We start from the raw sequence: 24,164 nt of genomic DNA on the forward strand, positions 1-24,164 counted from the left end.
TTTAAATCCTCCAACATTAAGCGTTTAAATAACCTTTTTCCGCTGCCATTTTGATAGCTGCATCCAAACCTAATTTGTTAATAGTGCGCAAGCCTGCTGCAGAAATATTCAGGCTAACCCAACAATCCTGTTCTACCCAATAGAACTTTTTAGTAAACAGGTTAACATCAAACTTACGTTTCGTTCTTCTCTTAGAATGCGAAACGTTGTTGCCAACCATTGCTTTCTTTCCGGTAATTTGACAAATTTTAGACATCTCTATTCTTTTTATTACATGTAATGAATCATATTTTCCAAGCACAAAGATACGAAATCTTTTCTTTTCCGCAATCATTATGCCCCTCTCTCTAGGATTTTCACTTCTGAACTAGCATCACGATCAGAACTAAAAACTTTCCTCGCTGTAAAAAGATATAATATCCTATCTCTTACGGGGTGCAAAGGTAAATATTTATTCCATATATTCCAAACAAACCTAGAAAAAAGATTCATATAATTACGAATAAGATTTTATATCTTCATTATCAACGCTATAATTTCCTACAAAATCTCTTCCTTAATATAACCAAGTATATAAATCACCTGTACTTTGCAAAGATTTTCCTCAGAAAAACATTAAACAGCGCCAGTAATGGTACAGTAAGTAATATAGGAACGCTTTCTGCAGGAATATTTATTCCTTTAAAGAATGTTTTCACTCCCGTCATCATAGCAGATAATGAATTAGGGAAAAACCAAATCATAAAACCAAAATAAAAACAAACCATCAAAATTATAGTAAGAAGCATCAAAGCATAAAGCCTTCTCTCCTTTTTGTATTCACGGAGCAATTCTTCCTGACGTATCTTCTCCATCATTTTATATGAAAAATTACTAGGAATACGATATGACGGCTGTTTCCTTACTGCTTTATTCAATCCTTCATCCATATTTTGTCATTTATTTTTTTGCTTCAATATACAATTTCTTTCTGAGTCTGAACAAACGCACCTTCACATTTGATTCAGACAAATTAAATATAGAAGATATTTCTTTTACAGATTTCTCTTCTTCATAATATAATGTAATCAGAGCCCTGTCTTCAGGCGGCAATTTCTGCAGTGCATTCATAAGAAGTTCGATTTGAGCTTCACTTTCGTCGGACAAAGCATCGTCAACCTCTGTATCAGATATAGTATTCCACACTTTATCATCTACAACATATTCTTCATTTTTCCTCTTTCTTGTATATGAAATAGCTGTATTGTATGCAATCCTATATAACCATGTAGAAAAGCTACTGATTCCGTTGAATGAAGGCAAATTCATATAAGCCTTCATAAAAACATCCTGTGTAACTTCTTCAGCATCTTCCTCGGAATTAACAATGCGGACAACAAGAGTGAACACCTGCTGCCCATAAACATCCATAAAATAGGAAAACTCTTCGGTCTTTCCCGACAAGATGCGCATTATTATTTGTAATTCATCCTTCTTCATTATGCCTCTTTAGACGCAACATAGGAAAACTGGTTACACTTTATATTTGAAAAATAAAAAAAATATTTTTTTGTAACCTAAAACAATTTGCTGCGTCTAAAAGGACAAAGAAACAAATTTACTAACGAATAAAACATATTATTATGGATGAATTAATGATTGTAGCTAATGTAGCTATTGTTTTCGGAACAATTTACAAATTGTTTGAATTATTTGCCGGACGAAAAGAACGTTTGTCTTTAATAGAGAAATTGGGAGACAAAATCAATCCGGACACTTTTAAGAATGGTATTTTCTACAAACCAAGTCTTTTCTCTTTCAACACACTCAGAGCTGGATGCTTGTTAATTGGTCTTGGACTTGGAGTATTGCTAGGATATGTTATTGTGAGCATTAATTTCCCACAATATTTCAGTTCAAATGAAATTATAGGAAATTTAACTGAGACAGTTTCAACCATTTATGCATCTTGCATACTAATATTCGGAGGTCTTGGTCTGCTGATTTCATATATCATTGAGCTCAAGCAATCTAAAAAGGAGTAACAAAATTAATTACAGGGTCCGAACCTATGCCAGCACAGGTTCGACCCCAAATGAAAATAGGATCGAACCTACAAACTCATAGGTTCGGTCCTATTTTTATATTATTAAGTTTCCAGAAATTTATTCAACAGATATAGATAAATAAAAAAGAGTTGTCTGCATTCTCAGCAAACAACTCCAAAACAATCGTGACCGCGACAGGATTCAAACCTGTAACCTTTTGATCCGTAGTCAAATGCTCTATTCAGTTGAGCTACGCGGCCATTCTTAAGTGATTCGCATAGGATTCAAACCTATAACCTTCTGATCCGTAGTCAGATGCTCTATTCAGTTGAGCTAGCGAACCATTTGTTTTTTAATCACTACTTTACCAATCGTGACCGCGACAGGATTCAAACCTGTAACCTTTTGATCCGTAGTCAAATGCTCTATTCAGTTGAGCTACGCGGCCATTCTTTGTGATTCGCATAGGATTCAAACCTATAACCTTCTGATCCGTAGTCAGATGCTCTATTCAGTTGAGCTAGCGAACCATTTGTTTCGTGATTGCGAGTGCAAAGGTAGCTATTTATTTTAAAGATACAAATTTTTTATACACTTTTTTCTTCCCAATAAAATCAGTTTTATTATATATTACTATTGAACAAATAGTTAATGCCTCAAAAAAAATTACTATCATATAACAAAAAGTTGGGATATGAAATCTGCATATCCCAACCTTTTATCCTGATTCAATCAATATCCTAAAATATATGGCTGCTCAACTGCCTTCACGCCATCCGACATCCATTTAGGCATAGGCTCTTTTTTGAGGAAATGATTAAAGAATTGAAGCATCCTTTTCTGGAAATCCACCTGATTTGCCATTCTCAAAGGCCAATGAGGTTCGCCGGTATAATTAAGCATCCAGCAAGGTTTACCAAGTCTTTTCATTGCAACAAAATATTCTATTCCCTGATACCAAGGCACGTGTCCGTCAGCATCGTTATGCATAATAAGAATAGGTGTTTGCACTTTGTCCATATTGAATAATGGAGAATTATCCCAATACTGGCGAGGCATATTCCAAGGAGTTCCACCAATTCTGCTCTGTGTATGCTCATACTGGAAGGAACGAGCCAAACCTGAGCCCCAACGTATTCCGCCATAAGCACTGAACATATTCACCACAGGAGCACCGGATTCAATGGCTGAAAACAAATTTGTTCTGGTTGCAAGATAAGCCACCTGATATCCGCCCCAGCTATGTCCTTGCGCCGCAATAGCCTTTTCGTCGATATAACCTTCAGATATAAGCTTGTTTATTCCAGACATAACACAGTTGTAGCAACTTTCACCCGGATAACCATCCTTATATCTCACATCAGGATTGAACACAATATATTCATTACTGTTATACAAACGATAATCCACTGTTGAGCGATGTGGCTGCGGAACGCGATATTTATAAAGAGTTTCCGAATTAGTCTCATAGAAATTCACTATCAACGGATATTTCCGTGAAGGATCAAAATCCACCGGCTTATAAACAACTCCTTCTATTTTTCTTCCATCCAAAGAAGTCCAGCTAATCAGCTCTGCTGTTCCCCAACGGAAAGGTTTCTGCTGCTCGCCGCAATTCGTCAACTGCACAGATTTGCGGAAATTCATATCCGAAAGCAAAATATCCGGATAAGTTTCATATGTTTCCTTAGTATAAATCAGCGCATTTGAATCTTTAGCCTTAATTGGAGAAGAAAGCATATAATTTCCTTCCATAATAACATCCGGCTGTTTTGCCCCCGGCTTAAGTCTGTAATAACCATATCCTTTTGAGACGCGGTTATAGCCTTTGAGCAATAAATCTTGTTTGTCATTAATGCTCCGTTCTTCGTCGTCCAACTTCACATAAGAATAAAACACATTTTTCTGACGTCCGTTGTTTGTGATATTCTTTATCTGACGTTCGCCAGTTGGATCAAGTTCCCAAATATCATATCTGTCATAAACCCAAAGAGAACGGTCTCCTTCAGTCCATCCGGCAAGTCCGTATGGAGACGGATAATTAGGCATATCAAAATCCTCGTCCCAAGCGACGAAAGATGATGGCTCGGTCAATCGGTTAATCTTTCTGCTCTCTAGTTCGGCTGCATACCACGAGCTGTCAGTTTCTGCATACCAATAAGCATATTTTCCTTCCGGTGAAATCCTCATTCTAGCATAATCAGCTTTGCTGAGAAGTTCTTTATCTCCGGTTTCAACACACACTGTATAATAATCGCTGCGAGTGCGTGCTTCCCACATCGAAGAAACCGAATAAGGTTCGGAAGTTGAAACCAATGCATATTTTGCATCACCTTCGTTTCCGACCGTACAATTAGGAACAGATTTGTCGGAAAGCTGAACCATCTTTTCTGAGTCAATCAGATACACAGCGCTATAGTTCTTCTTCAAATCCTTTTCCTTGTTGTATTGCTGCACAGTGTATTGAACCGGCTCGTCCCAGCTCCACACCTGCACATTCGGTCTGTATTCATCAAGAATTGTAGTATCTTTCTGCAATGGCTCAGGCGAAGTGCCAAAGAACAGACGCTTTCCGCTTTCCGAGAACCACAAATCTCCATACTGACTCACCACCCAATTATCCGGCATTCCTTCCGACGAGCGTGAAACAATTTTTGCAGCTTCCGAATTATTTACGGACAACCACAAATCCATTGCCTTGTATGTAGAATCTTTATCTTCACAATAAAGGAAAGCTATGCGAGAACCTTTTTTATCAAAAGAAACTTTGTCGAACACACCTTTTCCCTTTTTTACGAGCCTTTGATTTTCCGACTTCAAATCTACACAATACAAACCAGCTTCACTGTCTTCGTTTCCTTTAGTAACGTAGTAAAGCGCATCGCCTTCTTCAGCAAAACCAAAGGACGAAACTTTCGGATATGAAAAAGTTTTCTTTCCGTCCAGTGAGCGCATCTGCAAAGTAGAATCTTTTCGACCTGCCTGATAAGCAACCCAATCAGCGACTTTGCTCACCTCATACTTGCGCAACGAATCAACAAAAAACGATTCTGCTCCAATCTGCATTATCTGCAATTTGTCCATCGGAAGTTTATTTTTCTTCACTTTTGCCAATTTTGCAGAATCAAGCACAGCTTTTCCTGGAGACAACTGCACAAGAATATAATCCGAAGATGAAGAAAATTGAGATTTAACCACTGGAGAAAAAGTTGCAACTTCTTTTCCGTCTTTACCGTAGAGTTTCAGTGTCGCGTCGCCTTCCCAAGGCGCAATACGTGCTGAAACCCAGCGTCCGTCATCCGAAACCGAACTGGACGTAATATGTTGCCAGTGAAGCAAATCTTCAACCGTCATCTCTTTATTCTGAGAAAACGAGCTGAGTCCCATTCCCAGGCAAAATGTCAGCAAACACAGTGTCCTGTTATTCATATACAATATATATTTATTTCATTTTGCAACAATAATAATAAAAATGCGTATCACATGCAATAGTTTCACGCTACTTATTTCCGATACAAAAAACAAAAGCCGGATTCTGAATAAATCAGAATCCGGCATATAAAATGAATATGAATATTATTCAAATATTATTTGTTCATTTCAGCTTCGATAGCTTCGAATTTATCACCCATATTCAAGTTGTAGTAGATACCACGCAAAGCAGTCATTACATCTCTAGCTTCTGGGTTGATCTGGTGAGCTTTTTCGAAGTAAGGCATTGCCTGTTCGAACAAAGCTTTAGCCTTAGACAATTCTTCCTGATATTTCTGCTGATCGTTGATGCTGTTAGCTTCAGCCTGTTTGTTTACAGCCTGGTTGTAGTAAACACGACCCAAGTTTGACAAGATATCAGCATTTTCTGGGTCCAAGTCCAAAGCTTTCTTGAAATATTCTTCTGCTTTAGCTGCATCTTTAACACCAGTTTCGTAAACACGACCCATTACGTCATACAACTGAGCGTTGTTTGGTTCTTTAGAAATAGCTGTATTCAAATATTCGATAGCCTGTTCGTTTCTGTTTGAATAGATATAGTTGTTGATCAAGCTCAACAAATAATATTTTTCTTCAGGGAATTTTTCCATACCTTCTTTCAAAGTTTTTTCCAAATTCACTGAATCTTTAGCCTGTTCGTATTCGTAGCACAAATACTGATAAACATCATTTGCACGGAAATCAGTACCTTTTGCACGTTCCAAAGCAGCTATAGCCAAAGGACGATTGTTCAACTGAGTTGCAGCAACTGCAGCATAGAACTGAACTGTCATGAAGTTAGAGTCTCTTTCAGCAACTTTTTCACCCTGGAACATTGGAAGGTCTGAAATCTGCAAATACTGCTGGAAGAAATCATAAGCCTTCTGATAATCTTTCTGATCGAAATAGTAAGCACCACCGTTGATATAATATACGTGGTTTGTGCTCAAAATATCTTTGATTTTCTTTGTAAATTTAGGTTTTACTTTACCTTTTTCGTTTGGAAGCTGATCCAATTCATAAGATTTCAAGAAATAAGGCAATGTGCTACCCAAAGCGCTATACATAACCTGTTCATTTGGCTGCTGACCCAAAATCTGTTTTGTTCTTTCGTTGCTGAACTGCTGGTCTTCAATGAAACCTGCAGCATACCAAGTTTCAGCCATGTCTTTTGTTTCAGGGTTTTCCATAGCACCTTTGATCAAAGTTCTTGCTTCGTCAAAATTAGGTGCAGTACCTTTTACGATTGACTGAGCTTCCTTAACTGCTTTTTTCTGAGCAAATGAAGCTGAAGCTACAAGGCACAAAGCCACTGTAAATAAAATTCTTTTCATTGTAATAATAATTTAATTAATACTATATTGATTATTCTTTTTGTTTAAACTTCCTGATTATCTTCTGAATCAACATCCGATTGCTGATCTGACACTGTGTCATCTGAAACTGCATCAGAATATGGTTCAGCTACAGTTTCACCCGAAGCCTTCTCTCCTTTTTCTATTGCTGTTTCTTCTTCTGTATCAGACATCACTTTACAAACAGATGCGATCTCGTCATTTCGTTTTTCAAGATTGATAAGACGGACACCTTGCGTTGCACGACCAATTACACTCAAGTCGGACACATTCATACGGATTGTGATACCAGATTTATTGATAATCATTAAGTCGTTTTCATCTGTCACGTTCATCAACGCCACCAATTTACCAGTTTTTTCGGTAATATTGATAGTCTTGACTCCTTTTCCTCCACGATTCGTGATTCGATAATCCTCAATGTTAGTACGTTTTCCATATCCTTGTTCAGAAACAACCAACACTGTCTCTTTTTCTTTATCTTTCACACAAATCATGCCCACAACTTCGTCGTTAGGATCTTCATCCAATGTCATACCGCGCACACCAGCTGCTGTACGTCCCATCTCGCGCACTGCACTTTCGTGGAAGCGGATTGCACGTCCGTTGCGGTTGGCAATCAGAACTTCGTTGTTGCCGTTTGTCATACAAACCTGAATCAAACCGTCGTCTTCTCTCAAAGTGATTGCGTTCACACCATTCTGACGAGGACGAGAATAAGCTTCAAGCAATGTTTTCTTTATTACACCTCTCTTAGTACAGAACAACAGATAATGTGAGTTAATGAACTCTGTATCCGTAGTAAGTTTCTTGACGCGGATAAATGCCTGAATCTTATCATCAGCATCAATATTAAGAAGATTCTGAATAGCACGACCTTTGGCATTCTTCGCTCCTTCAGGAATTTCATAAACCTTCAACCAGTAGCACTTACCTTTAGCTGTGAAGAACAGCAAAGTTGCGTGCATTGATGCAGGATAAATATATTCCACGAAGTCTTCGTCCCTGGTTTCTGAACCCTTGGCTCCTACACCACCGCGAGCCTGAGCACGGAATTCGCTCAACGGCGTACGCTTGATATATCCCATGTGAGAGATTGTAATAATCATCTCATCATCGGCATAGAAATCTTCCGGATTCAATTCCTCAGACGCATATATAATGTCAGTCTTACGTTCATCACCATATTTGTCCTTGATTTCCTGAAGCTCATCCTTGATAACTTTCATACAAAGATCATTGTTTTCCAGAATTTCTGTCAAATATGCGATTGTCTTTTCTATTTCTTCATATTCAGCACGAATCTTATCCTGCTCAAGACCTGTAAGCTGACTCAAACGCATATCTACGATTGCTGTAGCCTGCTTGTCCGACAAAGCAAAACGGTTCATCAAGCTGCTGATAGCTTCGTTTCTGTTCTTTGAAGATTTGATGATTGCGATAACTTCATCAATATTATCCAAAGCAATCAGATAACCTTCAAGGATATGGGCACGTTCCTGAGCTTTAGCCAAATCGAAACGTGTACGTCGGATAACCACATCATGGCGGTGATCAACAAATGCTTTGATCAAATCCTTCAAGTTCAACTGACGAGGACGACCGTTTACAAGAGCAATATTGTTAACACTGAAAGACGACTGCAAAGCTGTCATCTTATACAACTTGTTCAACACTACGCTTGAGTTTGCATCACGCTTCACATCGATTACGATACGCAAACCACCACGGCTTGAAGACTCGTCGCTGATATTTGAAATTCCTTCAAGGCGTTTTTCGTTCACCAAGTCAGCAATGCTCTTAATCAAATCAGACTTGATAACCTGGTATGGAATTTCAGTGATAACAATTTTCTCGTGATTAGTATCCTGTTCGATTTCGGCTTTTCCTCGAAGCACTATTCTGCCACGACCAGTTTCAAAAGCCTCTTTCACACCCGCATATCCATAGATTGTTGCGCCAGTTGGGAAATCAGGAGCTTTCACATACTGCATAAGACCAGCCACATCAATATCTCCACGGGCATCAATATAAGCCATTGAAGCATCAAGCACCTCGCTCATATTGTGAGGAGGCATATTTGTTGCCATACCAACAGCAATACCAGAAGCACCGTTCACCAGCAAGTTTGGTATTCTTGTCGGCAACACTGTAGGCTCCTTCAACGTGTCGTCAAAGTTCAACTGAAAATCAACTGTGTCTTTATCTATATCGCGAAGCATTTCTTCTGCCAGCTTGCTCAAGCGGGCCTCAGTATAACGCATCGCTGCCGGGCTGTCATTATCCATCGAACCGAAGTTTCCCTGTCCGTCCACCAATGTGTAGCGCATCGACCATGACTGCGCCATACGAACCATGGCATAATAAACTGAAGAGTCACCATGAGGATGATACTTTCCTAAAACTTCACCAACAATTCTTGCAGATTTCTTATAAGGTTTATTGGATGTATTTCCCAGCTCATTCATTCCAAATAATATACGGCGATGAACCGGCTTGAAACCATCCCTAACATCCGGAAGGGCACGCGACACTATGACAGACATTGAATAATCAATGTATGCCGACTTCATTTCCTCCTCGATGTTAATCTTAATAATTCTGTCTTGATCAACCATTTAGTTTTATATTTATTACACTCAACAATCTTTCCTACGAAAAATTGCACTAAGGTAAGGTTTTTCCGTCTAATACGAAAATAAATAAGGTATTTTTAATTCCGACGCAGAAAACCCTATGTTATGCCGTCAAATTTATCCTTTTTTCGTCAAATATTCTGACAAAATCGTCCACTTTTTCATTTAACCCAGTAAATCAGCAATTTACATTTTCAACATATTTTTCAGGCTTGAAAAAATATTTTCATCCGGATGAAAAACTTTTTTCACAATATATGAAAATGTTTTTTCATAATATATGGAATTTTATTTCCACACAATTACGACAAAGTTGGAATTGTTATACCTCAAGAATTAATTCAATATATATTTATAGTTTTTTGAAATGATTGGCACGAATTTTGATAATAGTTCAATATAGTTTATTATTTTTGCAAATTCCGACAGAATGGCATAATACTGACATATCTGAAGGCTTTATATACATTATATAATATATAAACATGACCAATAATTATTCAGACCGTTTGAGAGATGTCATAGAATATAGCAGAGAAGAAGCCGGCCGCCTTCAAAACAGCTATATCGGGCCGGAGCATTTGCTTTTGGGCATTCTCCGCGACGGTACGGGCAGAGCTATCGACGCCCTGCATCATTTGAATGCGGACTTATCCGCCATAAAGAAAGAAATTGAAGATGAAATTAGAAACGAGCTTGACAGCAATGTTCAAACTTTTGAAATAATTGTCAGCAAAATAAGTGAGAAAATATTAAGGATGAGCATTCTGGAAGCGAAATTGCTACAGAATGAGCTTGTTGATTCTGAACATTTATTATTAGCAATCATGAAAGAAGGAGAAAATATTGCAGCCAGAATTTTACAGAACAATAATGTGAAATATAAGCCTATATACGATTTCCTTTCCGGAGCAGCCAATGAAGCTGAAGAGGAAGTGGAAAAACTTGGCAGCATAAACGATGGCTTTACTGAGGACGAAGATGATGATGAAGACGATGTGATGCCTCAGAAGGACAATTCACGTCAGTCGTCGGGCAATGCCTCATCGTCACAATCAAAGCCGACATCAAACGACACTCCTGTTCTGGACAATTTCGGAACGGACATGACTCGTGCTGCTGCTGAAAACAGACTAGACCCTATTGTGGGCAGAGAAAAAGAAATCGAACGCCTGGCGCAAATCCTGAGCCGCCGCAAGAAGAATAATCCTGTGCTTATCGGTGAGCCTGGCGTTGGTAAGTCTGCAATCGTTGAAGGTCTGGCACTTAGAATTATACAGAAGAAAGTATCACGCGTATTGTTCGACAAACGAGTGATAAGCCTTGATATGGCTTCAATCGTTGCCGGAACAAAATACCGCGGACAGTTCGAGGAAAGAATAAAGGCAATCCTTAACGAATTGTCGAAGAATCCGAATATCATCCTGTTCATCGACGAAATTCACACAATAGTAGGTGCCGGTTCTGCTTCAGGTTCAATGGACGCAGCCAATATGCTCAAGCCGGCTTTGGCTCGTGGCGAAATCCAGTGCATCGGCGCAACTACTCTCGATGAATACCGCAAGAACATCGAGAAAGACGGAGCTTTGGAACGCCGCTTCCAGAAAGTAATTGTTGATCCGACAACTGCCGAAGAAACTCTTCAGATTCTGAACAACATTAAGGAACGTTATGAAGAGCATCACAACGTAATTTACACTCCGGAAGCATTGAAGGCTTGCGTGAAACTTACTGAGAGATACATCAGTGACCGCAACTTCCCGGACAAGGCAATCGATGCCCTCGACGAAGCCGGTTCGCGCGTGCATATCTCAAACATCGTTGTTCCGAAGAATATCGAAGACCTTGAGGCTATGATTGAAGCTGCAAAGAATGAGAAACTTGCCGCAGTGAAATCACAGAATTTCGAACTTGCAGCAAGCTTCCGCGACAAAGAAAGACAGTTGCAACTCGAACTCGAAAAGGCAAAAGCAAAATGGGAAGAAGAATTGCAGGAACACAAAGAAACAGTTGACGAAGACAAAGTGGCAGAAGTTATCGCTATGATGTCCGGCGTGCCTGTTCAGAGAATTGCTAAGGCTGAGAATGCCAGACTTCTGGAAATGGCTGATGTATTGAAAGAGAAAGTTATCGGCCAGGACGATGCCGTGCAGAAAATAGTAAAGGCAATTCAGCGAAACCGTGTTGGTCTGAAAGACCCTAACAAGCCAATCGGAACATTCATGTTCCTTGGTCCGACCGGTGTCGGAAAGACTCACCTGGCAAAGAAGCTTGCTGAATTCCTTTTCGACTCGGCTGATGCTCTTGTAAGAATTGATATGAGTGAATATCTTGAGAAATTTGCCGTGTCAAGACTTATCGGTGCGCCTCCGGGATATGTAGGATATGAAGAAGGCGGACAGCTCACAGAGAAAGTACGCAGAAAACCTTATTCTGTTGTATTGCTCGATGAGATTGAGAAAGCTCATCCGGACGTGTTCAATCTTCTTCTTCAGGTGCTCGACGAAGGACGACTGACTGACAGCCTTGGCAGAAGAATCGACTTCAAGAACACTATTCTGATTATGACATCAAATATCGGAACTCGCCAGTTGAAGGACTTCGGCCGCGGAGTTGGTTTCAGCAACAATATCAATGGAGATGTCGACAAAGAGTTTTCACGTAGCGTAATTCAGAAAGCTCTTAACAAGGCGTTTGCTCCTGAGTTCCTGAACCGTATCGATGATATTATCATGTTCGACCAGCTTGACAAGAAAGCTATCTGCAAAATTATCGATATTGAATTGCGTGGTTTGTTCAAACGTGTGAGCGACCTTGGCTTCTCTCTTGAACTTACAGACGAAGCTAAAGATTTCATTGCAGAGAAAGGCTATGACGTTCAATTCGGCGCAAGACCGCTTAAACGTGCTATACAGAAATATCTCGAAGACGAAATCGCAGAGCTTATTATCCGAGCTTCTGTTGGCGAAGGCGACAAGCTGATTGTCGATTATGACAAAGAAGAGAAGAAAATTGTCACTACGGTGAAGAAATAAATATCAATACATAATAAGAATGTATCAAATGCCGGGACACTGAGAAAGCAGAAATAAAATGGCAAAGGGAACTTGTCTGACTGCTAACTCTGTGTCTCGGTGTTTTATAACATTCTCAACCTTTAACAAGCAAAACAAGAATTAGTCTTATAAAACCTCTTAATTTTTTATTACCCTGAAAATGAAAAGAACAAGCAAAATTGTCCTTTTAGCAACTTTTGTGCTTACCTCACTGGGTGTAGCAAAAGCATTTGCACAGAAAACAAACCAGCCGGACAGTGTTGAGATGCGATTACGTTCGCTTTACACTAAGCGTGAAGTTATGATTCCAATGCGCGACGGAGTATCTCTCTATACGGCAATCTATGAGCCAAAGAACAATAAGGAAAAGCATCCTATTCTGATGCACCGTACTCCTTACTCTTGCTCTCCTTATGGCGAAAGTTTCTGCCGCCATCTCCGTTCTTCATTGAAGAATTATGTTGACAACAATTATATTCTGGTGTTCCAGGATGTTCGCGGTCGCCACAAGAGTGAAGGCGAATTTGTTCAGGTGCGTCCTCTCAATAAGAATAAGAAAAGCAAGAAAGACATCGACGAAGGAACTGACACCTACGACACTATCGAATGGCTTATCCGCAATACTAAGAAAAACAACGGAAATGTAGGAACATGGGGAATCAGCTACGACGGATTCTATGCCACAATGAGTGCTTCTTCTGCTCATCCGGCTTTGAAGGCTGTTTCACCTCAAGGTCCTGTGACAGACTGGTTCCGTGGCGACGACCGCCATCACAATGGTGCTTTCACACTTCTGCAAACTACTAATTTTCTTCCTGGTCTGGAAGGCCGACACATCGGTGTTGGTGTAATGAAAGAAATTGTAAAGAACGATGTCTATACAGATTTTCTTAATATAGGAACATTCAAAGACGTCAACGAGCTGGTCAACGACACAACTCCAACTCTATGGAACATGATTGCCTCTCATCCTAACTTCGACAAATTCTGGCAGGAAAGAGATGCACGCCAGTCATGCTATAATCTGAAACCAGCAATTCTTGTTGTAGGCGGTTTGTTCGACTCTGAAGACTGTTATGGAGCATGGAACACATATAAGGCGATTAAAGAGCAATCTCCGGAAACAGAACTTTACCTTGCCTTCGGTCCGTGGTGGCACGGAGCATGGACTCGCCGCGATTTCCAAGGATTTGGAAATATGTATTTCGGTAACAACACATCAGCATATTATAAAGATGAAATAGAATATCCGTTCTTCAGATATTATCTGGAAGGAAAAGGAGAAAAGCCATCAAAGAAAGTCCAGGTATTCTACACTGGAGAAAACAAATGGAAAAGTTATGACGAATGGCCGGTTTCAAACGTATCTCCTACTACATTCTATCTGCACGAAGGCGGAAAGCTGTCGGCAGAAAAGCCAAAGGAAAAAGCATCGTTCACCGAATATATTTCCGATATGTCGAAGCCTGTTCCATACACAGCAAATCCGACAACATACAGAACTCTGGAATATATGATTGACGACCAGAGATTCGCTTCTGCCCGCCCGGATGTAATCACATTCGTGACAGACACACTTACTGAGCCGCTCACCATCGCCGGCCCGATTGAAGTGGAACTAAAAACAGCAATCGGAGGAACAGACGGAGATTTTATGGTGAAAGTAATTGATGTTTTCCCTGAAAACTTCCGATATCCGGAAGAAGCAGTGAAATATCTCAACAACAAATCTTATCCAATGAGCGGATATCAGCTGATGGTGAGAGGTGAATTGTTCCGCGGCCGTTATCGCGAGAGTTTTGAACATCCGAAAGCTTTCACTCCGGACAGCATCACTTCGGTAAATTACACTCTGTATGATGTAGCCCACACATTCGAGCCGGGGCACAGAGTAATGATTCAGATTCAAAGTTCATGGTTCCCGATTATAGACAGAAATCCGCAGAAGTTCATCAACACATACAAATGTTCGCTTGACGATTTCATGATGAAAATGCCAGTGAAAATATATCATCAGGACGACGCATCGACAAGAATAATCCTTCCGGTAGTCAACAACTGACAAAAATAAATAAGGCACAGAAGAGCAGAGTTCTCCAATTCAATCTCTGCACTTCTGTGCCTTAATTCTTCAAACACAATTTATATCAGCCGAAATGAGGAGGACGCTTTTCCAACTTCTTCTCCACAAATGATTTCATAAATGCCACAGTTTCGTCAATACCAAGAACCGAAGCATCAATCGAGAAATTATATGACGAAGCCATTCCCCAAACTTTATTTGTGTAATAATTGTAATAAGCCGAACGGGATTTGTCGATTTTGCTGATTTTCTCTTTCGCTTCCTCAACAGTGATGTTCAGACCTTCAACAAGGCGCTGAATTCTGTTCTCCATCGTATTGTGGATAAAGAAACTTATGCACGCAGGATTATCACGCAAAATATAATCAGCACATCTTCCGACCAGAATACAAGATTCTTTTTCAGCAATATTTCTTATTGCGTCGCTCTGAATGCGGAAAAGTTCGTCATTCGAAAGAATGTCATTATACGGAGTAAGAATTCCCATATAAGAAAAGCCCATACTGAAAGCATATGACATTCCGCTTGAAGCTCTTTCATCAGCTCTGGCAAATACTTCTTCACACAAGCCACTTTCCTTTGCTGCTGCAGACAGCAGTTCTTTGTCATAATATGCTATGCCTAAAGCTTCTGAAAGTTTCTGTCCTATCTCGCGACCACCGCTTCCAAACTGACGGCCTATGGTCAATATTATTTTATCATTGTTCATGGTACTCTGTTTTTATTGTTTAAATGTAAAGATAATCGGAAGAATCAAAATATAACAGATTCTTACCTCTTTTTTTTATTTGTCTATAGCAAAATAACAGCAAATAATCATATTTACTGCTTTTTTCAGCAGCAAAATTACATGACACCTTTCTGTTTGAAATTCTTAAACTGACGGAACAAAACAATAGCCGTTACAATTGAAGCTGTCAAATCAGCAAGAGGAATACTGCCCCAAACACCAGGTGTTCCTATAAGCTTAGGCAAAATAAGCAATGCCGGAATAAGGAATATCATCTGTCTTGTAAGAGACAGGAATATTGCCATCTTTGATTTTCCTATTGACATAAAGAAGTTTGTTGCAACCATCTGGAAACCGACGATAGGAAAGACTGCAAAAACAATTCTAAGACCTTTTACAGCAACGTCAATCAAAGCTTCATCTCTCGTAAACATTATTACAACAATTTCCGGGAAAAGCTCACATATAATAAAACCGGTGCTGGCAACGGCAACAGCACAAAACGTAGTCTGTTTTGTCACCTCAAACACTCTGTCGAACTGCCTTGCCCCATAATTATATCCTGCAATAGGCTGCATTCCCTGGTTAAAGCCGAGAATAATCATAATAAATAAGAAAACGACTCTGTTCACAATACCATATGCACCGATTGCGATGTCACCGCCATGCTCTTTCAATCCAAGATTGATAAGGAGAACTATCAGGCACGAACACATATTCATAAGGAAAGGTGAAAGTCCGATAGAGAATATTCCGTCAACCAAATCTTTTCTCAAATGATATATTCCTTTCCGGAAATGCAAAAGCTGCGTAGGTCTCGAGAAATGTATGAGCTGCCCAGTAAGAGAAATGACCTGAGATATAACTGTCGCCCATGCTGCTCCCTTGATTCCCCAGCCAAGCCAGAAAATAAATATAGGATTCAGAACACAGTTTATGACAACAGAAAGCAGTGTTGCATACATTGCCATACGCGGAAATCCTGAAGAACGCAAAACGGAGTTAAGCCCCAAATACATGTGAGTCACAACATTTCCATACAGCACTACACGCATATAATCTTTTGCATAAGGAAGTGTCTGCTCACTCGCTCCAAAGAAATAAAGAACCGGATCCAAAAACATTAAAAACACAACAGAGAAGAGCAAACCCATCACAACATTCAGAACAAGCACATTTCCCAAAACATTGTTTGCACCTTCATAATCCTTCTGCCCCAACTTAACAGAAACCAAAGTTGAAGCACCAACACCAACCAGCGAACCAAAAGCCGCTGCCAAATTCATCAGTGGGAATGTAAGAGCCAGCCCGGCTATTGCCATAGCGCCAACGCCTTGTCCGATAAATATGCTATCAGCAATATTATACAACGAAGAAGCTGTCATTGCAATAATTGCCGGAATTGCATATTGCGTCAGGAGTTTTCTGACCGGCTCAGTCCCTAAAATCAACGGGGAATTTTTATCTGCCATAATCTTACGGTTAAATTTGTGCAAAGGTAATTTTTTTTATCTTTGTAAAGTATGAATAAAAATATTTTAATATGGCTGAAGAATTGACAATATGCTCAGGCAGCAAAGAAGAACAATACAAAATGCTATTTCCACAGATGCAATCTCTCATTGGAAATGAAACAGATATGATTGCCAATATGGCAAATATGGCAGCAGCTCTAAAACAGACTTTCGATTTCTTTTGGGTCGGTTTCTATATAGTCCGTGACAATCAGCTTGTGCTTGGTCCGTTCCAAGGTCCAATTGCCTGCACGCGCATAAAACCGGGTCGAGGTGTTTGTGGAACAGCGTGGAGCGAAGCCAGAACTCTTATAGTTCCGGATGTAGATAAATTTCCGGGCCATATAGCCTGCAATTCTGCTTCCCGTTCTGAAATTGTTGTTCCTTTAAAGAAAAACGATTCAGTATATGCAGTTCTGGATATAGACAGTGACACTCTGAATTCTTTCGACGAAACAGACAAACAATGGTTGGAAAAAATAGTAGGAATATTGTAAAGGATGATTTGATATATCTATAATAATGCCACCATAGAAGCTGAATGTAAGCATTCTATGGTGGCATTTTTCTCAATAAATCTTATAATCTCCTGCCTTCTCAGAAATTACCTTTTGTAAATCGGTAATATTCAATTCGTGCTCGCTCTCGATAACTGCAACCGGTGGATTTAATGTTACAACAGCTTTCACACCTTCAATACTGTTCAATGCCTTTTCTACATGTGTGCGGCAGTGATTACACATCATTCCTTCAACTTTAAATTCGTACTTCATATTATTCTTATTTATTGGTTCTGAAATTCCTATTTTCTTCCTCATCAGACGAAGACTGTTCGACACCACACTCAGACTGCTAAATGCCATAGCAGCGCCGCCAATCATCGGGTTCAATAAAAATCCATTGAACGGGAACAATACACCTGCGGCCACAGGAATGGCAACCAGATTATATATAAATGCCCAAAACAGATTCTGGTGTATTGTTCGCACTGTGAATTGCGACAGACGAATAGCTTCTGCAATCTTAGTAAGGTTTGACGATAAAATTGTTATCATCGAAGTATCTACAGCAATGTCACTTCCTTTTCCCATTGCAATGCTGAGGTCAGCCTGAGCCAATGCCGCACTATCATTTATTCCGTCGCCAACCATAGCAACAGTATGTCCTTTCTTCTGTAATTCTTTAACAAACGCAGCTTTATCTCCGGGAAAAACGTTTGCCTTATAATTTGTGATTCCAGCTTTTCCGGCTATATATTTTGCAGAAGCTTCATTGTCTCCAGTCAACATATATACGTCAATATTCATATTTCTGAGCAAATCAACTGCATATGCTGAAGTTTCCTTTATTCTGTCTGTTAGTGCAAAGGCTGCAATAGCTTTTGTGGTATCAGAAAGCCATACAATTGTTTTGGCTTCATTCTCCCATTCTTCTGTTTTTGATTTTAGAACTGTGTCAATATTTACATCGTTTGAGCGAAGCAATTCCGTGTTTCCTACATAATAAGTTCTTCCCTGAACAGAACCAGTCACTCCTTTACCGGGAACATTCTCGAATCCAACGACAGTTGATTCCGCATCATACTTCTGTTCTTTCATATATGACACAACAGCTTTCGCCAGAGGATGCTCTGACTGAAGCTCGAGGTTGTAGAATGCAGTGCGAGTCTCCGGAGAAGTTTCAATCCAAAATTCATCGGTAACAACAGGATGTCCTTCCGTAATAGTTCCAGTCTTGTCAAATATAATAGAGTCCACCTTGCGGGCAACTTCCAGGCTTGTTGCATCTTTGACCAGAATGCCGGATTCAGCCCCTTTCCCTATTCCTACGATTAAAGCCGTTGGAGTGGCAAGCCCCAATGCGCAAGGACAAGCAATAATAAGCACTGTAACCATGGCTAGTATTCCATGTTCAAAACCTCCGGACTGAGCCAGTATACACCAAAGGGCAAATACAAGTATTGACAATCCAATAATCACCGGGACAAATACTCCTGCTATTTTATCCACCATTTGCTGAACCGGAGCTTTGCTTCCCTGAGCATCCTGCACCATTTGGATAATCTGGGCCAACATAGTGTCCTGCCCTGTCTTCTCCGCTTCAAAACGTAGTACACTATTTTGATTGATTGAACCGGCAAATACTTTATCTCCGTTCTTTCTTAACGAAGGAATCGGCTCGCCGGTAAGCATACTTTCATCAACATATGATTCACCACCAACCACAATCCCGTCAACGGCAATTCTCTCTCCAGGCTTGACAACGATAATATCTCCTACCTGGGCTTTTTCCACCGGAACAAATCTTTCACCTTCATCAGTCTGAATTGTTACTGTCTTAGGTTGCATACCAATAAGTTTCCTTATGGATTTAGAGGTCTTTCTCTTTGCCCTTGCCTCCAATAATCGTCCAAGAAGAATAAAGCTTATAATGGCACTTGCTGATTCGAAATATAAGTGAGACTCAATGCCTCTTTCCTCCCAAAATTCAGGGAATAAGAGATTGAACAAACTGAAGGAATAAGCTATAGCTGTACTGGTTGCCACCAACGTGTCCATATTTGCCGACATATGCTTGAATTGTTTCCAGGCATTAACGTAGAAACGATGTCCGAAGCAGAACAAAACAATGGTGGACAAAATCCATACGACATATTTCATGTAATCTATGTCGATGAAAAACATACTTATTAATATGACAGGAATGGTAAATATTATGGCAGAAATCGTCTGCCTTCTCAATTTCCTATATTCATTTTCATATCTTGAGTCTGCAGAATCTCTATCTTCTTCTGTTTCCGTCAGCAAATCATATCCTGCATTCTGAACAGCAAGCTTAAGGGTTGAAGCAGAACATTCATCAGGATTGTATATAACTTGAACCGAAGCCGAAGCATAATTCACATTAGCCTCATACACACCACACTGATTACTAAGAGCTTTGTTAACACGTGCTGCGCAGGAAGCACAACTCATACCCAGCACTGGAAACGTCTCTTTCCTTATTTTACCTTTGTCCATATCATTCTTTTTTGCGGACAAAGATATTATCAGACAGAAACAGGGCTGTTATATATTTATGGATATGATTTATATCTCGTCAAGTGGTTTCAGTTTCCTTTCCTTTGCAAGCTTGAATTTAGTCGGTGAAAGTCCGGTAATAGATTTGAACTGTGCACTCAGATGAGCCACACTGGAATAATGCAGTTTGTCCGCAATCTCGCTTACCGACAATTCATCATACACTAGCAATTCCTTTACAAGCTCTATTTTCTGAGCAATGCAATATCGCTCAATACTGACACCTTTCATTTCCGTAAACAATTTGCTAAGTGCACTATATTCTCTATGGCATTTCTCCTGCAAATAATCAGAAAGATTCATATTTTCAGAATATTCAGGATTGCGGATATATTCAATCACACCTACTCGGATTTGTTCCATCAACCGCATACGCTTGTCATCAATAACTTCAAAACCATATTCCTCCAGTTGATGCCTGATTGACTTGAATTTTTCTTCCTCCAACGGTTCAGTAAGCGTAACTGTTCCCAAATCAACATTCAACGGAATTATACCATTTTCCCTGAAAAGATTCGAAACAATGATTATACACCTTCGGCAAACCATATTCTTTATATAAATCTCATTTTTCTCCATAAAGCAACTTCTTAATCCTGCTAAAACAAAAAACACGGGGATACAAATATAGTATCTCCGTGCTATAAATATCAAATAATTGAAGTAAGGCAAATTTACCGGAAGTTAATTAACCTCCAATTTCGGCATTCAATCCTCTGTCCTTGAATATATTCAGACAATGACGCTGCCATTCTTCCGAAGGAGCACTCATAGGAATATTGTCGGGATTATAAACTGTGCCCAGTTTCTCATGTTTATTCTTTCCTATATCGTGATATGGAAGCAAATTTATCACTTCCGGCGGATTAGGAAGCGAAGCCAGGAAATCAGCAGATTTAGTGATATTCTCTTCGTCGGCATTCACACCTTCAATCAGCGGAATGCGGATAAAGAACGGATGACCTGCCTCCGACACCATACTGATATTTGAAAGAATAAGTTCATTAGGAACTTTGCAATAGAAACGGTGTTTCTCCGAATCCATCAGTTTCAAGTCCACCAGAAACAACTCACAATTGCTCATCACCTGTTTCACCAGCTCCGGACGGGCAAAAAGAGTCGTATCAACAGCACGATGAAGCCCAAGTCCCGCAGCACGGTCCAAAAGAGCAAGAAGCATTTCCGGATGCATAAGTGGCTCGCCGCCACAGAATGTGACACCGCCACCTGAACCGTCAATCACAGGAATTTCCTTACGCATCTGCTCAGTAAGATAATCCAGTGAATATTCAGTTCCTGACATTTCCATAGCCAGCGTCGGACATTCTTCAACACATTTGCCACAAAGAACGCACAATGACTTGTCAGTAACAATCCCGTCACGAGTCAGCTTCAGCGCGTGTTGAGGGCATACCTCAACACACGACTGACAACCAATACATTTTTTCTTTGTATAAAGCTTTTCCTTATGATTAGCTATACCTTCCGGATTATGACACCATACACAATGCAGCGGACAGCCTTTCATAAAAATAGTAACCCTGATTCCGGGACCGTCATTAATGCAATATCGCTTTATATCAAAAATCAGGCTCATAGCCAAATTCCTTTATTTAGAAAGATTCATTTTCTGTACGTGAAATAATTTCGCCCTGCAAATCGGCATTCATATCGTTGAAATAGTCGCTATATCCTGCCATTCTCACCAAAAGGTCTTTATAGTCTTCCGGCCTTTCCTGAGCTGCATACAGAGTCTGAGTATCAACAATATTGAACTGAACATGATGTCCGCCCATTGCAAAATAACTTCTTATAAGATTTGCCAATTTTGCTATGTCGCTGTCTTTCTTCAGCAAGCTAGGCAAGAAACGTAAGTTAAGCAATGTTCCGCCACTCTTTATCTGATCAAGCTTGCCCAAAGATTTCACAACAGCTGTAGGTCCGTGAGTATCGGCACCTTGTGATGGTGACGTACCATCGGAAATAGATCTCTTCGCAAATCGTCCGTTCACACTAGCACCAAGCACAAGGCCAAAATACACGTGGCAAGTTGTTGAAAGCATATTCAGACGGAAACATCCACCCTTCGTATTAGGTTTGCCATCTATTGCATCAACCAAATCATCATACACCTTCACAGCGATTGAATCAGCATAAGGATCATCATTTCCGAAGAACGGAGTTCTGTTCACTATGAACTGACGCAATTTCTCCTCACCTTCCCAGTTCTTTGCAACAGCATCAAGCAATGTAGACATCTCGATTTTCTTGTCTTCAAATACATGCTTTTTCAACACAGACAAGCAGTCGGTTGTTGTTCCAAGACCTGTGCACTGAATATATGTAGAATTATATCTTGGACCACAATCATAATAGTCTCTGCCTCGAGCAATACAGTCATCGATGAACAATGAAAGGAATGTTGCCGGAGCATATTTTGCAAACATTCTGTCGATATAGTTGCTTACACGCACTTTCTGGTCAATGATGAAATGCAGCTGTTTCAAGAATGCATCATACAATTCGTCATAAGACTTGAAATTACGCGGATCACCGGTTTCAATACCAACTTTAATGTTTGTAACCGGGTCCATACCGTTATTAAGCGTTACTTCAAGAATTTTCGGCACATTCAGATAACCAGTCAAAAGATAAGCCTCCTTACCGAATGCACCAACTTCGATACATCCGCTGCATCCACCTTCACGAGCATCTTTCAAAGATTTTCCCTGGCGCAGCAGTTCCTGAACATAAACGTCAGGATTGAAAACAGATGGATAACCATGTCCCTGTCTGATTACCTTACAACCTGCATGCAGGAACTTATCCGGAGTTACAGAGCTGATATGGATTGAGCAACCCGGCTGCAAGAGGTGCAATTCTTCCAGAACTTCAAGCATTATGTATGAAACTTCGCTTGTACCATCAGAACCATCTGCCTTCACACCACCAATATTCAAGTTTGTAAAGTCATTATATGTACCACTTTCCTTGGCAGTAATTCCCACTTTTGGAGGTGCAGTATGGTTATTCACTTTAATAAAGAAGCATGACATCAACTCCTTAGCCTTATCACGTGTAAGAGATCCGTCAGCAATTCCCTTTTCATAGAAAGGTGCCAAATGCTGATCAAAGTGTCCAGGGTTCATAGCATCCCATCCATTAAGCTCGGTGATTGTACCAAGATGAACGAACCAATACATCTGAATAGCTTCCCAATAGTTACGCGGAGCATGTGCCGGAACCCAACGGCAAACTTCAGCAATCTTCAAAAGTTCTTCACGACGCACAGGGTCACTGCATTCCTTAGCCATTTTCTCAGCAAGGTCTGCATGACGCTCAGCAAACAGAATAGCAGCATCGCAAGAAATAGACATTGCCTGCAATTCTTCCTGCTTATCTGTAGCTTCAGGATCATTCATGAAGTCTAGTTTGTCAAGCTCGTCTGAAATACGTTTCTTCAAATCAAGCAAACCAGTTCGATACATCTTTCCATCCATAGCAGTATGACCCGGAGCTCGCTGTTCCATAAACTCTGTGAATAGTCCGGCCTCGTATGCCGCTCTCCATTCCTGAGGAACGTGTCCGAAAATACGCTCGCGCTGTGTACGTCCTTTCCAATAAGGAATAACCTCACGTTCGTATCTGTCAATATCTTCCTGAGAGATAGTATATCTCTGCAATTCGCGTGTATTCAGCACATGAAGGTCTTCCACACTGTGGCATGTCAGTTCAGGGAAAGTAGGCACAGCTTTTGGACGCGGTCCTCTTTCACCAACAATAAGTTCATCATCACCGATATAGATTGTCTTCAAACGGCATATTTCATAAAAATTCTTTGCTCGCAGGATAGGAATAGGATATTTACCATAGTTCTCCTTATAGAACTCTGTTTCTATCAATGCACGCTCGATAGACAATGAAGGCTGAGCATCAAATGATTCTTTTCTCAAACGTTTGATTCGATCATTCATTCCGCAGACATTTGCGGATGGCTCAAAATTACAAGCGCTTTGTGGCGCACGCTGTGCGGTCTTAGTTTCCATGATATGATATTTTTATTTCGGATGTGCATTCATTGGGATACACAGTCCAAATACAACTTTAACTTTTTAATCATCGCAAAAATATCAAATAGAGAATTATTTTTCAAACAAAAATGTAATTTTTACATCAATAAAAAAGTATGTTGTTCAACACAGATATTTTTTC

Annotated in this window: 16 protein-coding genes and 4 tRNA genes; 4 read left to right on the plus strand and 16 right to left on the minus strand. The window is 40.0% G+C overall.

Translation table 11 applies throughout. From position 1 onward, the window contains the following. Positions 1-16 precede the first annotated feature (16 nt). The 3 genes from rpmB to ACYIAR_RS02485 all read right to left on the minus strand — a co-directional run bounded on the left by rpmB (position 17) and on the right by ACYIAR_RS02485 (position 1,479). A complete protein-coding gene (rpmB, locus tag ACYIAR_RS02475) occupies positions 17-256 on the minus strand; it encodes a 50S ribosomal protein L28 (protein ID WP_480333532.1) in 240 nt (79 codons plus the stop codon). A gap of 322 nt (positions 257-578) precedes the next feature. Further along, positions 579-929: a hypothetical protein gene (locus ACYIAR_RS02480; protein ID WP_480331901.1), complete on the minus strand. Its 351-nt coding sequence runs from the start codon at positions 927-929 to the stop codon at positions 579-581. Positions 930-939: 10 nt separating this feature from the next. Then, entirely contained in the window at positions 940-1,479 is a 540-nt protein-coding gene (locus tag ACYIAR_RS02485; RefSeq protein ID WP_480331903.1) for an RNA polymerase sigma factor, read from the minus strand. A 143-nt stretch (positions 1,480-1,622) separates the two neighbouring features. Between ACYIAR_RS02485 and ACYIAR_RS02490 the strand changes: the two genes are divergently transcribed. Then, a complete protein-coding gene (locus ACYIAR_RS02490) occupies positions 1,623-2,024 on the plus strand; it encodes a DUF6249 domain-containing protein (protein WP_480331905.1) in 402 nt (133 codons plus the stop codon). A 189-nt stretch (positions 2,025-2,213) separates the two neighbouring features. Here ACYIAR_RS02490 and ACYIAR_RS02495 read toward each other — a convergent pair. The 7 genes from ACYIAR_RS02495 to gyrA all read right to left on the minus strand — a co-directional run bounded on the left by ACYIAR_RS02495 (position 2,214) and on the right by gyrA (position 9,471). Further along, positions 2,214-2,287: transfer RNA gene (locus ACYIAR_RS02495), tRNA-Arg, on the minus strand. Positions 2,288-2,296: 9 nt separating this feature from the next. Further along, positions 2,297-2,370, minus strand: a tRNA-Arg gene (locus ACYIAR_RS02500). 31 nt (positions 2,371-2,401) lie between these two features. Beyond that, a tRNA-Arg gene (locus ACYIAR_RS02505) sits at positions 2,402-2,475 on the minus strand. Between the two features lie 8 nt (positions 2,476-2,483). Next, positions 2,484-2,557 (minus strand) — tRNA-Arg (locus ACYIAR_RS02510). Between the two features lie 202 nt (positions 2,558-2,759). After that, positions 2,760-5,456, minus strand: coding sequence for an alpha/beta hydrolase family protein (locus ACYIAR_RS02515; protein WP_480331907.1), 2,697 nt, complete (start codon positions 5,454-5,456; stop codon positions 2,760-2,762). Positions 5,457-5,614: 158 nt separating this feature from the next. After that, positions 5,615-6,832 (minus strand): tetratricopeptide repeat protein, encoded by a 1,218-nt coding sequence (locus tag ACYIAR_RS02520; protein WP_480331909.1) that lies wholly within the window; start codon positions 6,830-6,832, stop codon positions 5,615-5,617. 44 nt (positions 6,833-6,876) lie between these two features. Beyond that, on the minus strand, positions 6,877-9,471 hold the full coding sequence (gene gyrA / locus ACYIAR_RS02525) for a DNA gyrase subunit A (protein ID WP_480331911.1): 2,595 nt from the start codon (positions 9,469-9,471) through the stop codon (positions 6,877-6,879). A 503-nt stretch (positions 9,472-9,974) separates the two neighbouring features. On the opposite strand from gyrA, the gene ACYIAR_RS02530 reads away from it, so the two are divergent. Together ACYIAR_RS02530 and ACYIAR_RS02535 are read left to right on the plus strand one after the other, a co-directional pair. After that, positions 9,975-12,524 (plus strand): ATP-dependent Clp protease ATP-binding subunit, encoded by a 2,550-nt coding sequence (locus ACYIAR_RS02530; protein WP_480331913.1) that lies wholly within the window; start codon positions 9,975-9,977, stop codon positions 12,522-12,524. 181 nt (positions 12,525-12,705) lie between these two features. Beyond that, a complete protein-coding gene (locus ACYIAR_RS02535; protein WP_480331915.1) occupies positions 12,706-14,607 on the plus strand; it encodes a CocE/NonD family hydrolase in 1,902 nt (633 codons plus the stop codon). Between the two features lie 85 nt (positions 14,608-14,692). On the opposite strand, the gene ACYIAR_RS02540 is transcribed toward ACYIAR_RS02535, so the two are convergent. Then, positions 14,693-15,337 carry a cytidylate kinase-like family protein gene (locus ACYIAR_RS02540; RefSeq protein ID WP_480331917.1) on the minus strand — a complete coding sequence of 215 codons (645 nt, stop codon included), beginning with the start codon at positions 15,335-15,337 and terminating at the stop codon, positions 14,693-14,695. A 137-nt stretch (positions 15,338-15,474) separates the two neighbouring features. Beyond that, the gene (locus ACYIAR_RS02545; protein ID WP_480331919.1) at positions 15,475-16,830 is read right to left on the minus strand and encodes an MATE family efflux transporter; all 1,356 of its coding nucleotides are present in this window, start codon (positions 16,828-16,830) and stop codon (positions 15,475-15,477) included. Positions 16,831-16,901: 71 nt separating this feature from the next. On the opposite strand from ACYIAR_RS02545, the gene ACYIAR_RS02550 reads away from it, so the two are divergent. Then, positions 16,902-17,369 carry a GAF domain-containing protein gene (locus ACYIAR_RS02550; RefSeq protein WP_480331921.1) on the plus strand — a complete coding sequence of 156 codons (468 nt, stop codon included), beginning with the start codon at positions 16,902-16,904 and terminating at the stop codon, positions 17,367-17,369. A gap of 72 nt (positions 17,370-17,441) precedes the next feature. Here the strand turns inward: ACYIAR_RS02550 and ACYIAR_RS02555 are convergent, their stop codons facing one another. From ACYIAR_RS02555 to hypD, 4 genes are all read right to left on the minus strand, one after another. Beyond that, entirely contained in the window at positions 17,442-19,892 is a 2,451-nt protein-coding gene (locus ACYIAR_RS02555; protein ID WP_480331923.1) for a heavy metal translocating P-type ATPase, read from the minus strand. A gap of 69 nt (positions 19,893-19,961) precedes the next feature. Continuing rightward, complete coding sequence (locus ACYIAR_RS02560) at positions 19,962-20,531, minus strand: helix-turn-helix domain-containing protein (RefSeq protein WP_480331925.1); 570 nt, start codon at positions 20,529-20,531, stop codon at positions 19,962-19,964. Between the two features lie 109 nt (positions 20,532-20,640). Further along, on the minus strand, positions 20,641-21,549 hold the full coding sequence (locus ACYIAR_RS02565; RefSeq protein ID WP_480331927.1) for a glycyl-radical enzyme activating protein: 909 nt from the start codon (positions 21,547-21,549) through the stop codon (positions 20,641-20,643). A gap of 16 nt (positions 21,550-21,565) precedes the next feature. Then, positions 21,566-23,998, minus strand: coding sequence for a trans-4-hydroxy-L-proline dehydratase (hypD, locus tag ACYIAR_RS02570; protein ID WP_480331929.1), 2,433 nt, complete (start codon positions 23,996-23,998; stop codon positions 21,566-21,568). Positions 23,999-24,164 lie beyond the last annotated feature (166 nt).

Source organism: Parabacteroides sp. KHUB-01, assembly GCF_056640935.1.